This window comes from Streptomyces roseoviridis (genome assembly GCF_039535235.1).
Taxonomy (GTDB): domain Bacteria; phylum Actinomycetota; class Actinomycetes; order Streptomycetales; family Streptomycetaceae; genus Streptomyces; species Streptomyces roseoviridis.
On sequence record NZ_BAAAWU010000001.1, the window covers coordinates 5,387,149 to 5,401,279 of the forward strand.

Sequence of the window (14,131 nt, forward strand, 5' to 3'; positions counted from 1 at the left end):
GCCGCGCCGCCCACCGGGCCGAGCCTCCACCCGGCCCGATCCGCCCACCCGGCCCGAGCCGTCCACAGACCCCCGGCAGGCCGTCGGTCCCCGCATCCGTCGGCCCCGGTTATCCACAGGTCAGGACGGCCGGGCGCGGAGGACAGGTAGCCTTTCCCCCGTGCCCCGTCTGTCTGAAGTCATCGCCGAGCTCGACGCCCTCTGGCCGCCCGAGCGGGCCGAGCAGTGGGACGCCGTCGGCACCGTCTGCGGCGACCCCGACGCCGAGGTCCGCCGGGTGCTCTTCGCCGTCGACCCCGTCCAGGAGATCGCCGACGAGGCGATCGACCTGGGCGCCGACCTGCTCGTCACCCACCACCCGCTCTATCTGCGCGGGACGACGACCGTCGCCGCCTCCCACTTCAAGGGCCGCGTCGTGCACACGCTGATCAAGCACGACATCGCCCTCCACGTGGCGCACACCAACGCCGACACCGCCGACCCCGGCGTCTCCGACGCCCTCGCCGGTGCCCTGGACCTGCGCGTGACCGGACCGCTCGTCCCGGAGAACAACCTCGGCCGGATCTGCGAGCTCGACCGCCCCGAGACCCTCGCCGAGTTCGCGGACCGCGCCGCGAAGCGGCTGCCCGCCACCGCGCAGGGCATCCGCGTCGCCGGCGACCCCGGCATGGTGCTGCACCGGGTCGCCGTCAGCGGCGGCTCCGGCGACAGCCTCTTCGACGCCGTGCGCGCCGCGGGCGTCGACGCCTTCCTCACCGCGGACCTGCGCCACCACCCCGTCTCCGAAGCCACCCAGCACGCCACGCGGTCCCGCCCGCTGGGTCTGGTCGACGCCGCCCACTGGGCCACCGAGTGGCCCTGGTGCGAGCAGGCCGCCGCCCAGCTCGACACGATCTCCGACCGCCATGGCTGGGACCTCCGCGTCCACGTCTCGAAGACGGTCACCGACCCCTGGTCCTCCCACCACACCTCTTCTGGAGCCCCCAACTGAACGCCGCGCCCGCCGACCAGATCCGACTCCTCGACGTCCAGGCCCTGGACGTCCGCCTCCAGCAGATCGCGCACAAGCGCCGGTCGCTGCCCGAGCACGACGAGATCGAATCGCTGACCAAGGACCTCACCCAGCTGCGCGACCTGCTCGTCGCCGCGCAGACCGAGGAGAGCGACTGCGCCCGCGAGCAGACCAAGGCCGAGCAGGACGTGGACCAGGTGCGCCAGCGCGCCGCCCGCGACCAGCAGCGCCTCGACTCCGGGGCCGTCTCCTCCCCGAAGGACCTGGAGAGCCTCCAGCGCGAGATCACCTCGCTCGCCAAGCGCCAGGGCGACCTGGAGGAGATCGTCCTGGAGGTCATGGAGCGCCGCGAGTCCGCCCAGGAGCGGGTCGAGGAACTCACCGAGCGGGTCTCCTCCGTCCAGGCCAAGGTCGACGACGCGACCGCCCGCCGCGACGCCGCCGAGACGGCGCTCGACGCCGACGCCGCCTCCGTCGCCAAGGAGCGCGAGCTGGTGGCGGGCTCCGTGCCCGCCGACCTGATGAAGCTGTACGAGAAGCTGCGCGAGCAGCAGGGCGGGGTCGGCGCGGCGCGGCTGTACCAGCGCAAGTGCGAGGGCTGCCACATCGAGCTGAACATCACCGAGCTCAACGAGGTCCGCGCGGCCGCCGCCGACGCGGTGCTGCGCTGCGAGAACTGCCGCCGCATCCTGGTCCGCACCTCGGAGTCCGGCCTGTAATGCGCGCGGTCGTGGTCGAGGCGGACGGCGGCTCCCGGGGCAATCCGGGACCCGCCGGTTACGGCGCGGTCGTCCTCGACCCGGCGACGGGGGAGACGCTCGCGGAGCGGGCCGAGTACATCGGCGTGGCCACGAACAACGTCGCCGAGTACAAGGGCCTGATCGCGGGCCTGCGGGCGGCCTTCGAGCTGTTCCCGGACGCCACGGTTCACGTGCGCATGGACTCCAAGCTGGTCGTCGAGCAGATGTCCGGCCGCTGGAAGATCAAGCACCCCGACATGAAGCCGCTGGCCGCCGAGGCCGCCCGCGTCTTCCCGGCCGGCCGGGTGCGGTACGAGTGGATCCCGCGCGAGCGCAACAAGCACGCCGACCGGCTCGCCAACGAGGCGATGGACGCGGGGCGCCGGGGCGAGCAGTGGAGCCCGGCCGCCTCCACCGCGGCCGTCACCGCCGCCCCTGCCGCCGACCTCGCGGCGGCCCGCGGCGCCGCGGGCGACGCGACGGCGGGCGCGGCCCGGGCCCGGGCCGCCATGGCCAGCGCCGGTACGGGTACGGCGGCGGGCGCGGGTATGGCGGGGGGCACGGATGCCGCCGCCACGGCCCCGGAGGCGGGCGCCCTCTCCGGCGCCGCAGGCGAGCCCGAGGGGCTCTTCGCTCCCGACGCCGCCCTCTCGTCACGGGCGCGCGCGTCCCTCGCGACCGCGGCCACGGCCGACCGTGCCGCGTCGGTCGGCCGTGAGGCCCCGGCCGGCCCCGCCCCGGCGGCGGGTGCGGCGGCGACCGGGGACTTCGAGGCGGAGGCGGCCCATCCCGAGGGCGGAGCCGTGCCGGCCTCCCGGCCGCAGCCGGAGGCTCCGGCCGAGGCCCCGGCGCGGGTCGCGGCGAGCACACCCGTCTCGCAGGGCTGGTCGGGTCCCGACATGGGGGCGCCGGCCACGTTCGTGCTGCTGCGGCACGGGGAGACGGCGCTGACCCCCGAGAAGCGGTTCTCGGGGAGCGGCGGCAGCGACCCCGAACTGTCCGCGGCGGGCCGGCGGCAGGCCGAGGCCGTGGCCGCGGCGCTCGCGGCCCGCGGCACCATCCAGGAGATCATCAGCTCGCCCCTCACCCGCTGCCGCCAGACCGCGCAGACCGTCGCCGCCCGCCTGGGCCTGGACGTGCGGATCGAACAGGGGCTGCGGGAGACCGACTTCGGCGCCTGGGAGGGACTGACCTTCGCCGAGGTCCGCGAGCGCTACGGGGACGACCTCGACGCCTGGCTCGCCTCCCCGAAGGCGGCGCCGACCGGCGGCGGCGAGAGCTTCGCGACCGTCTCCCGGCGCGTCGCCGCCACCCGGGACCGGCTGACCGCCGCCCACCCCGGCCGCACGGTCCTCCTCGTCACCCATGTCACCCCCATCAAGACCCTGGTCCGCCTCGCTCTCGGCGCCCCGCCGGAGTCCCTCTTCCGCATGGAGCTCTCGGCGGCGTCCCTCTCGGCGGTGGCCTACTACGCGGACGGCAACGCGTCCGTCCGCCTGCTGAACGACACGTCGCACCTGCGGTAGCCGTGCCCGTCTCCCGGCCGGCTCGCTGGCACTTCACCCAGGATCCGGACGCCTTCCGGCGCGTCGCCGGGCGGTGTGCGGAGCGGGAGGCGGCGCGGAACACCCTGTTGCTCACCCAGCTCGACGTGCCGGGGGTGCGGGGCTGGTGGGGCGGGCCGGACGGTCCCGACGGCGAGGGGGCGGGCCTGTGCCAGGTCGTCGGGGAGCCCGGGGTGCTGCTGCTCGGCGCGATGCCCGTCGACGCGGCCCGGGAACTCGCGGGGCGGCTGCCCGGTGAGGGCCGGGTGAGCACGGTGCGGGGCGAGACCGGAGCCGTCGAGGCGTATGCCGACGCCTGCGGGCGGGAAGTCGTGGGCACGCGCCGGATGCGGCTGTTCCGGCTCGGCGAGCTGACACCGCCCGCGCCGGCGCCGCCGGGGCGTGACCGGCTCGCGCGGCCGGAGGACCTGCGCGGGGCCCTCGCGTGGATGCGGGAGTTCGCCCGGGACATCGGCGAGGAACCGGACGCCGACTACACCCCGAACGTCGAGGCCCGGATCGCCGAGGGCCGCCTGCGCTTCTGGGAGGTCGACGGGGAGCCCGTCGCGATGGCGAGCGTGTCCCGGCTCGTCGCCGGGCAGGTGCGCGTCTCGCCCGTCTACACCCCGCCCGCCCACCGCGCCCGCGGCTACGGCGGCGCCGTGACCGCCGCGGTCAGCCGGTCCGCCCTCACCGCCGGTGCCGCCGAGGTGCTGCTCTTCACCGACCTGGCCAACCCGACCAGCAACGCCCTCTATCGGCGGCTCGGCTACCGGCCCCTCGCCGACCACACCGCCGTCGAGCTCGGTCCCCCCTGACGGGTCACCGCTCTCCAGCCGGTCGCACCGCCTTCCGGCCCGGTCAGCGGGAGGCGGCCAGGCCCGACGCCCCGCGGGCCAGCTCTTCCACCCGGCCCCAGTCGCGGGACGCCAGCGCGTCCGCCGGCAGCATCCACGTACCGCCGACACAGGCGACGTTCGGCAGCGCGAGGTAGGACGGTGCCGAGCCGAGGGAGATGCCGCCGGTGGGGCAGAAACGGGCCCGGGGCAGCGGGCCGGCGAGGGACTTCAGGTACGGAACGCCGCCCGCCGCCTCCGCCGGGAAGAACTTCAGCTCCGTCACCCCGCGTTCCAGCAGCGCCACGACCTCCGAGGCCGTCGACACGCCGGGCAGGAACGGCACGCCCGCGCCGCCCATCGCGTCCAGCAGCCCCTCCGTCCACCCCGGGCTCACCAGAAAGCGCGCGCCCGCCGCCACCGCCTGCGTGACACCCGCCGCCGAGACGACGGTGCCCGCGCCCACCACCGCCTCCGGGACCTCCGCCGCGACCGCCCGGATCGCGTCGAGCGCGGCGGGCGTGCGCAGGGTCACCTCGATCACCGGCAGTCCGCCGTTCACCAGGGCACGGGCGAGCGGCACGGCGTCGGCGGCGTCCTCGATCACGACGACCGGGACGACGGGGGCGGCGGAGGCAAGCTCGAACACGCTCGGCATGGCGCCATCCTGCCCACGGCACGCGAGACGTGCAACGAACGTTGCACATGGCGCAATGGGGGGGTGTGGGGTCCCGTACCGCCCCTCCGGGGCCGCCTCAGTGGATCTCGTCCACCAGCACGTCCAGCGCCCCCGCCTTGCCGCCCTCCTCCACCACGTACCCCAGCTCCCGCAGCACCTCCACCAGCTCCGCCCGGCCCGTCGGCTCCGCGCCCGCCTCCAGGAGGCTGCGCACGATCCGGCCCTTCGTCGCCTTGTTGAAGTGGCTCACCACCTTCCGCGTCGGCGCGTGCAGGACCCGCACGGTCGCCGTCCGCTCCGCCACCTCGCCCTTCGGCTTCCACGCCGCCGCGTACGCCGACGACCGCAGATCGAGCACCAGGGAGTCGCCCGCCGCCTCCGGCATGACCGACGCCATCGCCCCGCGCCAGTACGCGCCGAGCGCCCCGAGCCCCGGCAGCTTCACCCCCATCGAGCAGCGGTACGAGGGAATCCGGTCGCCCACCCGCACCGCGCCCCACAGCCCCGAGAACACCAGCAGCGAACGTTCCGCCCGCCTGCGGGCCGCCGCGTCGAGCGTGGCCAGGCCCAACGCGTCGTACAGCACCCCCGTGTAGATCTCGCCGGCCGGCCGCGCCCCGGCCGTCCGCAGCTCCGCGTTCTTGGCGACCTCGCCGCGCAGCCCCTCGCTCAGACCCAGCACCTCGCGCGCCTTCTCCTCGTCGGAGACGCACAGCTCCACCAGCTCGTCGAGGACCGCCGCGCGCGCCTGAGCCAGCCCCGGCAACGACAGGGACTCCGGCTTCAGCGGCGCCCCGCGCCCCGAGGGGGCCTTTCCTTCGGAGGGCGGCAACAGGACGAGCACGGCGGTTCTCCTTCGTACGTACGGGGGTGGGGGTGCGGCCCCAGGGAGCCGCGAGGGTCCGGCTCCGATGAGCCAGCGTACGAGGTGCCGAGCCCCCGCCACCGCCCTAGGCTCGGTCCATGCCCCGCCGCCACGTCCATGTGACCGCTCCGGCCGACGACCCGCTGCGGGCCGCCCTGCGCGCGCTCCGCGCCGAGCTGGGGATCCCCGACGGCTTCCCGCCCGCCGTCCTCGCCGAGGCCGAGGAGGCCGCCAGGACCCCGCCCTCACCGCGGGACCGGGTCGACGCCACCGACCTGCCCTTCCTCACCATCGACCCGCCGGCGTCCCGGGACCTCGACCAGGCCATGCACCTGACCCGCCGGGCCGGCGGCGGCTACCGGGTCCACTACGCCATCGCCGACGTCGCCGCCTTCGTCATCCCCGGCGGAGCCGTCGACACCGAGGCGCACCGCCGGGCGACCACCCTCTACCTCCCCGACGGCAAGGTGCCGCTGCACCCCTCCGTCCTGTCCGAGGGCGCCGCCAGCCTCCTGCCGGGCAGCACCGTGCCCGCCCTGCTGTGGCGCATCGACCTCGACGCCGACGGCCGCACCGTCGCCACCGACGTGCGCCGCGCCCTCGTCCGCAGCCGCTCCCGGCTCGACTACGCGGGCGCCCAGGCGCAGATCGACGCCGGCACCGCCGAGGAGCCGCTCGCCCTGCTGCGGGACGTGGGCAGGCTCCGCGAGGCCCTGGAGATCGAACGCGGCGGCATCTCCCTCAACGTCCCCGAGCAGGAGATCGCCGAGACCGGCGACGGCTCCTACAGCCTGCACTACCGCGCCCCGCTGCCCGTCGACGGCTGGAACGCCCAGATCTCCCTGCTCACCGGCATGGCCGCGGCCGACCTCATGATGGCCGCCGGCACCGGCATCCTGCGCACCCTGCCGCCCGCCCCGGACGGCGCCGTCGCCCGGCTGCGGCGCTCCGCCAAGGCCCTCGGGATCGACTGGCCGCACCACGTCTCGTACGCGGCGCTCATCCGCTCCCTGGACCCCCGCCACACCCGCCACGCCGCCTTCCTCCAGGACGCGACCACCCTCCTGCGGGGCTCCGACTACACGCCCTTCACCGACGGGCACCTCCCCTCGCCCGCCGTCCACGCCGCCGTCGCCGACGAGTACACCCACTGCACGGCGCCGCTGCGCCGGCTCGTCGACCGCTACGCGGGCGAACTGTGCCTCGCCGCCGTCGCGGGCACCGAGCCGCCCGCGTGGGTGCTCGGCGCGCTCGACGGACTGCCGGACGACATGGCGCGGGGCACCCGCCTCGCCAACACGGCCGAGCGGGAGTGCGTCGACGTCGTGGAGGAGGCCCTGCTCAGCGGGCGGATCGGCGAGACCTTCGACTCCGTCGTCATCGACGTGAAGGAACACGAACCGGACGTCGGCACCGTCCACCTGGAGGACCCGGCGGTGATCGGCCGGGTCCTGGCCGACGGGGCGCCCCTGCCGCTCGGCGAACGGCTCCGGGTCAGGCTGACGCAGGCAGATCCCGCACGACGGGAGAAGGTGCGGTTCACACCCGCGTGAGGGCCCGCCCCCGCTCCCGTACGAGGGCGCCCGCGTCGCGTCCGCGTGCAGCCGCACCGTCCGCGTGGGCCAGGGAGCCCGTCAGGGGCGGGTAGGGACCGGCCGCCGCCCCGGAGGGGTCAGTTGAACTGGTCCGGGTGCGGGCCCGTGCGCAGGTCGCGGTCGAGACCGGCGACGGCGGCCATCTCGTCGTCGGTGAGGGTGAAGTCGAAGACGTCGAGGTTCTGGCGGATGCGCTCGGGCGTCACCGACTTGGGGATGACGATGTTGCCGAGCTGGAGGTGCCAGCGCAGGACGACCTGGGCCGGGGACGCGCCGTGCCGGTCGGCGATCGTGGTGATCGGCTCGTCCTTGAGGACGGCGCCCTGGGCGAGCGGGCTCCACGCCTCGGTGGCGATGCCCAGCTCGGCGTGCACGGCACGCAGTTCCGCCTGCTGCAAGCCCGGGTGCAGCTCGACCTGGTTGACGGCCGGGACGAGCTCGGCGCCGTCGATCAGCCGCTTCAGGTGGTCGGCCTGGAAGTTGGAGACGCCCGCGGTGCGGACCCGGCCGTCGGCGACCAGCTTCTCGATGGCCGTCCAGGTCTCCTGGTACAGGTCACGGGCCGGGGTGGGCCAGTGGATCAGGTACATGTCGACGTAGTCGAGGCCCAGCTTGGCCAGGCTCTCGTCGAAGGCGCGGAGCGTGGAGTCGTAGCCCTGGTCGGCGTTCCACAGCTTGGTGGTGACGAACAGGTCGTCGCGGGCGACTCCGGACTCGGCGAGGGCCTTGCCCACGCCCGCCTCGTTGCCGTAGATCGCGGCCGTGTCGATGGAGCGGTAGCCGGCCTCCAGGGCGGAGGCGACGGCGGCGGTGGTCTCCTCGTCCGGGACCTGGAAGACGCCGAAGCCGAGCTGCGGGATCTCGACGCCGTTGTTGAGGGTGACGGTGGGGATGCTGCTGTTCGCTGCCATGGTGCGGATGACCTCTCTCAGGCGGTGGCGCGGGTGGTACCGGTGGTTCCGGTCGTACGGGGGGTGAGGGTGTAGCGGACGGTCTGGGCGCTGATGAGCCCGTCGCGGAAGACGAACGTGTCCACGCCGTCGGTGACCTCGTGGGTGCCGGTGGCGGCGCTCCACCGCAGGAACAGCACGTCACCGGCGAACCGAGGATCCAGCTGCCATTCGGCGTCCGGCAGATCGGCGAGCAGCCTGCCGATGCCCCGCCGTACTCCCTCACGTCCCGTGAGGGTTTCCTCGGGGGTGAGGAAGACGGCGTCCTCGGTGTAGTTCTGGCTGATCATGTCGAGGTCGCCGGTGCCGAGCCGGTCACCGTGGTCGGCGAAGACCTCCTGCGGCGTACGGCTCATCGGGCGGATCCGGCCAGCTCTTCGAGCGCGGCGGTGGCGAAGCCGTGGTCCTGCTCGGGGGCGCCGCCGCCGACGCCGATCGCGCCGATCAGCCGGCCGTCGCGGTGGACGGGGATGCCGCCCGCGATGAACAGCAGCGGCTTGTCGAGCGCGGTGGGCAGCGAGTGGAACGGCCCGTCGGGCTTGACCAGGTCGACCAGGTCGGCGGTGGGCGCGTTCAGCTGGAGCGCGGTGTACGCCTTGCGGGTGCTCGTCTCGCCGGAGATCAGGACGGCCCGGTCGTCGCGGCGGAAGGCGAGCGGGTGGCCGCCCGCGTCGAGGACGGTGACGCTGACCGTGACCCCGGCGTCCTCGGCGGCGCGGCGGGCGGCGGCGATCAGCGTCTCGGCGTCCTGCGTGGTCAGCGGGGCGGTGGCGGCGGGTGCGTGGGTGGTGCTCATGAGGGGCTCCTTCGTGGGGGTGTTGCCATGTGCGGGTGGGGTGGGTCAGACGGTCGCCGGGGCGGGCTCGGTCGTCGCGGATCCGGTGACGACGTGGCCGGCCTTGCGGGTGCGGCGGTCGAGGCGGGCCGCGAGGAGGGCGAGGAGCAGTGCCGTGCCGGAGAGGATCGCGCCGACCCAGTTGGGGGCGGTGAAGCCGAGGCCGGCGGCGATGACGACACCGCCGAGCCAGGCGGCGAGCGCGTTGCCGAGGTTGAAGGCGCCGATGTTGGCGGCGGAGGCCAGGGTGGGGGCGGCCGATGCCTGGTCGAGGACCCACTTCTGCAGGGGCGGGACGGTCGCGAAGCCGAGGGCGCCGATCAGGGAGAGGGTGATCGCGGCCAGGATCTTGTCGTGGGCGGTCACGGTGAACAGGAGCAGGGCGGCGGTGAGGGCGGCCAGGGCGGTGAAGAGCATCGGCATCAGGGCGCGGTCGGCGAACCTTCCGCCGAGCAGGTTGCCGAGGAACATCCCGATGCCGAACAGGACGAGCAGCCAGGTGACGGCGCCCTCGGTGTAGCCGGCGACCTCGGTCATCATCGGGGCGATGTAGGTGATCGCGGCGAAGACACCGCCGTAGCCGAGGACGGTCATCGCCATGGCGAGCCAGACCTGCACGTTCTTGAAGGCGGCGAACTCGCGCCGCACGCTCACCGACTCCGGGCGGCCGGCTTCGGGGACGAGCTTGGCGACGCCGAGGAAGCCGATGACGCCGAGCGCGGCGACGATGAGGAAGGTGACGCGCCAGCCCGCGGCCTGTCCGATGGAGGTGCCGCCGGGGACGCCGACGATGTTGGCCACGGTCAGGCCCATGAACATGAGGGAGATGGCGGACGCCTTCTTCTGCGGGGCGACGAGGTCGGCGGCGACGACGGAGCCGATGCCGAAGAACGCGCCGTGCGCGAGGGAGGCGACGACCCGGCCGGCCAGCATGAGGCCGAAGGTCGGGGCGAGCGCGGAGAGGGCGTTCCCGACGACGAAGAGGGCCATGAGGGCCATGAGCATCTTCTTGCGGGAGATCTTGGTGCCGAGGACGGTCAGCAGCGGGGCGCCGATGACGACGCCGAGGGCGTAGCCGGAGACGAGCCAGCCTGCGGTGGGGATGGTGACGCCGAAGTCTCCCGCGACCTGGGGCAGCACGCCCATGATCACGAATTCGGTGGTGCCGATCCCGAAGGCCCCGATGGCCAGGGCCAAGAGCGCGAGAGGCATGGAGACGACCTTCCAAGTGATTGCGTGGAGCGCTTACGTCGAAACACAATAATTGCAAGCGCGGGATAAATGCAAACGCGTGAAGCTCTGGGTGTTTGTAGTCCGCGTATGCAACTATCGGTTCAGAAGGAGGTCACCATGACCGCGACCGACCCCGCACTGACCGCCCTGGCCCAGGGCTGGAACGCCCTCTCCCTGCTGCACGGGCGGCTCGAGGCCCCTGTCGAGCGCGCCCTGCGGGCCCGGCACGGCCTCAGCGTGCGGGAGTACTCCCTGCTGGACGTGCTCAGCCGTCAGCACGACGGTGAGGGCGGCCACCTCCAGATGAAGCAGGTCGCCGACGCCGTCGTCCTCAGCCAGAGCGCCACCACCCGCCTGGTGACCCGCCTGGAGGACCGCGGTCTGCTCATGCGCTACCTGTGCCCCACCGACCGGCGCGGCATCTACACCGACGTCTCCGACGCCGGCCTCACGCTGCTCGAAGAGGCCCGCCCGACGAACGAGGCGACCCTGCGCGAGGCCCTCGCCGAGGCGGCGGGCGACGAGCGGCTCGCGCCGCTGGTCCGGGCCGTCGAGGCCGCGGGCGTGCCGCTGACGGTCCCCGCGGCCTGAGGCGCACGCCGGCCCCTCGGCGCGACGGCGCCGGCGCCGGCCCCGGCGGGGTCAGTTGGCGAACCCGCCCTTGGGCTCGATGATCTCCAGATTGGTGCCGTCGGGGTCGTTGAAGTACGCGACCCTCGTGCCCAGTGCGGCTTCCGGGGTGACCTCGCCGGCGATGAACGTGTAGTCGTCGCCCAGGAAGTCGTAGCCGGCGTCCTTCATGCGCCGGTACACCGCGTCGAAGTCGTCGACCTTGAAGCACAGGTGCATGGAGCCGGGCCGGTTCGCCTTGCCGTTGGTGCGCTCGCCCACGGGGTCCTGGAACTGGATCAGGTCGATGCCGAGCCCGTCCATGTTGATCGTCGCGTACCGCAGCTTCGCGTGCGGCAGCCCCTGCGTGCGGCCGAACCGCTCGCTGTCCATGGTTCCCCGAGCAACGGGCTCACGGCCCGTCAGCGCCGAGTAGAACGCGATCGAGGCGTCCAGATCGGAGACCGAGATCCCCACGTGGGCACCCTGGGTCAGGTGCATCGGCGTGTCGGAGACGGCCATGGGAGACCTCCTTGGGTCCGGGCCTGCGCGGGTATCCCTGGCCATTCTTCCGAAAGCGACACATTCCGCATCCTGTCGGGCGGGGGGGCAGCGGACCGGGTCGGTGTCCCGAGCTGCTGGCGACGGCGCGCACGAGCGCAGGGTGCGCCGACCGCTCGTTGCTCCTGGCCGGTCAGCTGCCGGCCGTCACCGTCGTGAGCAGGTCCTCCGCCTCCTGCTTGCTGACGCCGTCGGGGCTGCATCGGCCGGGGACCATGGGGACGCGGAGGGTGGAGACGTGGCCGTCGGGGTCAGGCGTCGTTCGGGAGCGGGGCGGCCGGGCTGACCAGGCCGGCGGCGCGCAGGCCGGTCCAGAACGCGGCCGGGACGGTCTCGTTCAGGGCGGCGGTGTCCTCGGCGATGCGGCTGGGCCGGGTGGCGCCGGGGGTGACCGCGGCGGCGGCCGGGTGGGCGAGGGAGAACTGCAGCGCGGCGGCCTTGATGCTGACGCCGTGCTCCTGGGCCAGGGCCCTGAGCCTTTCGACGCGCTCGATGATCTCTGCCGGGGCCTGCTGGTACTCGAAGTGGGTGCCGCCGGCCAGGATGCCGGAGCTGTAGGGGCCGCCGACGACCATGTCGACGCCCTGGTCCTGGGCCATGGGGAGCAGGCGGGTGAGGGCGTGCTCGTGGTCGAGGAGGGTGTAGCGGCCGGCGAGCAGGAAGCCGTCGGGCCGGGGCTCGTCGAGGGCGAGGGTCAGCTCGATCGGCTCGGTCTTGTTGACGCCGAGGCCCCACGCCTTGATGACGCCCTCGTCGCGCAGGCGGGACAGGACGCGGAAGGCGCCGGTGCGGGCCTCCTCGAACCTGGCGAGCCAGGCGTCGCCGTGGAAGTCCTGCGCGATGTCGTGGACCCAGACGATGTCGAGGCGGTCGGTGCCGAGGCGCTTGAGGCTGCCCTCGATGGAGCGCTCGGTGGCGTCGGCGGTCCACTCGTGGAGGATCTTGTTCGGGTTGCCGTGCTCGAACAGGCCGCCCTTCTCGCCGAAGTCGGGGACGTCGGTCTCGTGTTCGTCGAGGATGACGCGGCCGACCTTGGTGGACAGGACGTACGCGTCGCGGGGCTTGCCGGCGAGGACCCGGCCCAGGCGCTCTTCGGCGAGGCCGGCGCCGTAGAAGGGAGCGGTGTCGTAGAAGCGGATGCCGTGGTCCCAGGCCGCCTCGACGGTGGCGGCTGCCTCTTCGTCGGGGATCGCGCGGAACATGTTGCCGAGCGGGGCGGTGCCGAAGCCGAGACGGCCGGGAAGGATGTTCTTGAGCGACATGAACGTGCCCTTTCGGTGAGGGGTGCGGGGGCTGGTGAGACTCCCGGCGCAGAGGTGAGGCGCAGGGCCCTGAGGGGGAGTGGATGGGCTCCGGCCGGGGTGTCGTGGCCATGGGCACACGAGCCGGCTCGGTCGGGCCTGTACGCGCCCCGCTCGGCCGGGCATGCGCATGGGGAAAGTGATTGCATCTGCGCCTTACGCGTCGGAACAATAATTGCATACGCGGGCTAACGCAAGGTGAGGCGCCGCGCGCGGGCCGCCCGCGAGGGTGATCCGGGTCCGCAGAACGCCCGGCGGGGGTGCGCGCCGTGCACGTGACGGGTGCGCGGCGCCACCACTGCGCGTCCCCCGTCGGCGGGCCCGCCGACCCGAGTGCTCTCGACGCCGGAGGGGCGACGATCGACCCGGCACAGCGAGTGCCACCGGCCTCCCTGGCCGCGCCCGTCGTCAGCAGGTTCGCCCGGCGCGGTCACGCCGGCCGGCCCGGACGAGGAGCGGCCCGGCCCCGCCGGAACGCCAGGTAGCATGGTCGGCACGGCAGACGAGCCGGGCGGACGGCCGCGTGGGGATCCTCGGATCCTCCCGAGGAACGTCCGGGCTCCACAGGGCAAGGTGGTGGCTAACGGCCACCCGGGGTGACCCGCGGGACAGTGCCACAGAAAACAGACCGCCGGGGACCTCGGTCCTCGGTAAGGGTGAAACGGTGGTGTAAGAGACCACCAGCGCCTGAGGTGACTCAGGCGGCTCGGTAAACCCCACCAGGAGCAAGGTCAAAAGGGGACACCTCGGTGTCCCTGCGCGGACGATCGAGGGCTGCCCGCCCGAGTCCGCGGGTAGACCGCACGAGGCCGGCGGCAACGCCGGTCCTAGATGGATGGCCGTCACCCCGACGACCGCGAGGTCCCGGGGTACAGAACCCGGCGTACAGCCCGACTCGTCTGCCCCTCCCTGCTACCGGCCGCATGCCGGCCTCGCGCCGGCCCCCTTCTGGCCTCACGCCGGAATGCGCGCTACCGATCCGGCCGGTCGCGGGTGACGCCCGTGGCTCCTCCTGCCTCCTCCTGAGGCGGCCGGTCGGGGCGCACCTCCGCCGGGAGCGACCGTTCCGCCACCCGGCGCAGGTGGCCCGCGAAGACCTCCGCCGCGTCCGGATTCAGGGTCCGCAGCGCCACCATCGCCGTGATGACGACGTCGCACAGCTCCGCCTCGACGTCCCGCCAGGTGTGGCTGCGGCCCTTGCGGGGGTTCTGGCCCGTCGCGCCGATCACCGCCTGGGCCGTCTCGCCGACCTCCTCGGAGAGCTTGAGGACCCGCAGCAGGATCTCCTGCTCCGGCGGGAGGTCCTGATGGGCCGTGAGCCATTCCTGGAGGCGGGCGATGGTGGGCCAGGTGTCCGTCATGGAGGGCAAG

15 protein-coding genes and 1 other RNA gene are annotated in these 14,131 nt (G+C 73.9%); 7 read left to right on the plus strand and 9 right to left on the minus strand.

From position 1 onward, the window contains the following. Positions 1-160: 160 nt before the first annotated feature. From ABD954_RS24350 to ABD954_RS24365, 4 genes are read left to right on the plus strand one after another with little or no spacing between them, the layout of a single operon-like run. The gene (locus ABD954_RS24350; protein WP_345488839.1) at positions 161-991 is read left to right on the plus strand and encodes a Nif3-like dinuclear metal center hexameric protein; all 831 of its coding nucleotides are present in this window, start codon (positions 161-163) and stop codon (positions 989-991) included. Further along, on the plus strand, positions 988-1,731 hold the full coding sequence (locus ABD954_RS24355) for a zinc ribbon domain-containing protein (RefSeq protein WP_345492444.1): 744 nt from the start codon (positions 988-990) through the stop codon (positions 1,729-1,731). The genes ABD954_RS24350 and ABD954_RS24355 overlap by 4 nt, the downstream gene beginning before the upstream one ends. Then, entirely contained in the window at positions 1,731-3,278 is a 1,548-nt protein-coding gene (locus ABD954_RS24360; RefSeq protein ID WP_345488841.1) for a bifunctional RNase H/acid phosphatase, read from the plus strand. Before ABD954_RS24355 ends, ABD954_RS24360 begins: the two co-directional genes overlap by 1 nt. Before the next feature lie 2 nt (positions 3,279-3,280). Next, complete coding sequence (locus tag ABD954_RS24365; RefSeq protein ID WP_345488843.1) at positions 3,281-4,114, plus strand: GNAT family N-acetyltransferase; 834 nt, start codon at positions 3,281-3,283, stop codon at positions 4,112-4,114. 43 nt (positions 4,115-4,157) lie between these two features. On the opposite strand, the gene eda is transcribed toward ABD954_RS24365, so the two are convergent. Beyond that, positions 4,158-4,790, minus strand: coding sequence for a bifunctional 4-hydroxy-2-oxoglutarate aldolase/2-dehydro-3-deoxy-phosphogluconate aldolase (gene eda, locus ABD954_RS24370; RefSeq protein WP_345488845.1), 633 nt, complete (start codon positions 4,788-4,790; stop codon positions 4,158-4,160). Positions 4,791-4,887: 97 nt separating this feature from the next. After that, complete coding sequence (gene yaaA / locus ABD954_RS24375) at positions 4,888-5,655, minus strand: peroxide stress protein YaaA (protein WP_345488847.1); 768 nt, start codon at positions 5,653-5,655, stop codon at positions 4,888-4,890. Between the two features lie 119 nt (positions 5,656-5,774). Here yaaA and ABD954_RS24380 point away from each other — a divergent pair, with 119 nt between their 5' ends. Next, a complete protein-coding gene (locus ABD954_RS24380; RefSeq protein ID WP_345488849.1) occupies positions 5,775-7,229 on the plus strand; it encodes an RNB domain-containing ribonuclease in 1,455 nt (484 codons plus the stop codon). A 119-nt stretch (positions 7,230-7,348) separates the two neighbouring features. Here ABD954_RS24380 and ABD954_RS24385 read toward each other — a convergent pair whose 3' ends face one another. Genes ABD954_RS24385 through ABD954_RS24400 form a run of 4 tightly spaced genes read right to left on the minus strand, consistent with a single transcriptional unit; the run spans position 7,349 to position 10,268 of the window. Continuing rightward, positions 7,349-8,182, minus strand: coding sequence for an aldo/keto reductase (locus tag ABD954_RS24385; protein WP_345488851.1), 834 nt, complete (start codon positions 8,180-8,182; stop codon positions 7,349-7,351). Between the two features lie 17 nt (positions 8,183-8,199). Continuing rightward, positions 8,200-8,577, minus strand: coding sequence for a nuclear transport factor 2 family protein (locus ABD954_RS24390; RefSeq protein ID WP_345488853.1), 378 nt, complete (start codon positions 8,575-8,577; stop codon positions 8,200-8,202). Next, positions 8,574-9,017: a GlcG/HbpS family heme-binding protein gene (locus tag ABD954_RS24395; RefSeq protein WP_345488855.1), complete on the minus strand. Its 444-nt coding sequence runs from the start codon at positions 9,015-9,017 to the stop codon at positions 8,574-8,576. Before ABD954_RS24395 ends, ABD954_RS24390 begins: the two co-directional genes overlap by 4 nt. 45 nt (positions 9,018-9,062) lie before the next feature. Continuing rightward, positions 9,063-10,268, minus strand: a complete 1,206-nt coding sequence (locus tag ABD954_RS24400; RefSeq protein WP_345488857.1) for an MFS transporter — start codon at positions 10,266-10,268, stop codon at positions 9,063-9,065. Between the two features lie 138 nt (positions 10,269-10,406). On the opposite strand from ABD954_RS24400, the gene ABD954_RS24405 reads away from it, so the two are divergent. Beyond that, positions 10,407-10,880, plus strand: coding sequence for a MarR family winged helix-turn-helix transcriptional regulator (locus ABD954_RS24405; protein WP_345488859.1), 474 nt, complete (start codon positions 10,407-10,409; stop codon positions 10,878-10,880). A gap of 51 nt (positions 10,881-10,931) precedes the next feature. On the opposite strand, the gene ABD954_RS24410 is transcribed toward ABD954_RS24405, so the two are convergent. Continuing rightward, positions 10,932-11,420, minus strand: coding sequence for a VOC family protein (locus ABD954_RS24410; RefSeq protein WP_345488861.1), 489 nt, complete (start codon positions 11,418-11,420; stop codon positions 10,932-10,934). A gap of 290 nt (positions 11,421-11,710) precedes the next feature. Next, complete coding sequence (locus tag ABD954_RS24415) at positions 11,711-12,721, minus strand: aldo/keto reductase (RefSeq protein ID WP_345488863.1); 1,011 nt, start codon at positions 12,719-12,721, stop codon at positions 11,711-11,713. Between the two features lie 542 nt (positions 12,722-13,263). On the opposite strand from ABD954_RS24415, the gene rnpB reads away from it, so the two are divergent. Continuing rightward, positions 13,264-13,662, plus strand: an RNA gene (rnpB, locus tag ABD954_RS24420) — RNase P RNA component class A. 69 nt (positions 13,663-13,731) lie between these two features. On the opposite strand, the gene ABD954_RS24425 is transcribed toward rnpB, so the two are convergent. Beyond that, positions 13,732-14,121: a MazG-like family protein gene (locus ABD954_RS24425; RefSeq protein ID WP_345488865.1), complete on the minus strand. Its 390-nt coding sequence runs from the start codon at positions 14,119-14,121 to the stop codon at positions 13,732-13,734. Positions 14,122-14,131: the final 10 nt, after the last annotated feature.

Bases quoted from the DNA above. Each gene is read 5' to 3' on its own strand.
- ABD954_RS24360 (WP_345488841.1), top strand. From the start codon at position 1,731: ATGCGCGCGGTCGTGGTCGAGGCGGACGGCGGCTCCCGGGGCAATCCG.
- eda (WP_345488845.1), bottom strand. From the start codon at position 4,790: ATGCCGAGCGTGTTCGAGCTTGCCTCCGCCGCCCCCGTCGTCCCGGTC.
- ABD954_RS24380 (WP_345488849.1), top strand. From the start codon at position 5,775: ATGCCCCGCCGCCACGTCCATGTGACCGCTCCGGCCGACGACCCGCTG.
- ABD954_RS24385 (WP_345488851.1), bottom strand. From the start codon at position 8,182: ATGGCAGCGAACAGCAGCATCCCCACCGTCACCCTCAACAACGGCGTC.
- ABD954_RS24390 (WP_345488853.1), bottom strand. From the start codon at position 8,577: ATGAGCCGTACGCCGCAGGAGGTCTTCGCCGACCACGGTGACCGGCTC.
- ABD954_RS24395 (WP_345488855.1), bottom strand. From the start codon at position 9,017: ATGAGCACCACCCACGCACCCGCCGCCACCGCCCCGCTGACCACGCAG.
- ABD954_RS24400 (WP_345488857.1), bottom strand. From the start codon at position 10,268: ATGCCTCTCGCGCTCTTGGCCCTGGCCATCGGGGCCTTCGGGATCGGC.
- ABD954_RS24405 (WP_345488859.1), top strand. From the start codon at position 10,407: ATGACCGCGACCGACCCCGCACTGACCGCCCTGGCCCAGGGCTGGAAC.
- ABD954_RS24410 (WP_345488861.1), bottom strand. From the start codon at position 11,420: ATGGCCGTCTCCGACACGCCGATGCACCTGACCCAGGGTGCCCACGTG.
- ABD954_RS24415 (WP_345488863.1), bottom strand. From the start codon at position 12,721: ATGTCGCTCAAGAACATCCTTCCCGGCCGTCTCGGCTTCGGCACCGCC.
- ABD954_RS24425 (WP_345488865.1), bottom strand. From the start codon at position 14,121: ATGACGGACACCTGGCCCACCATCGCCCGCCTCCAGGAATGGCTCACG.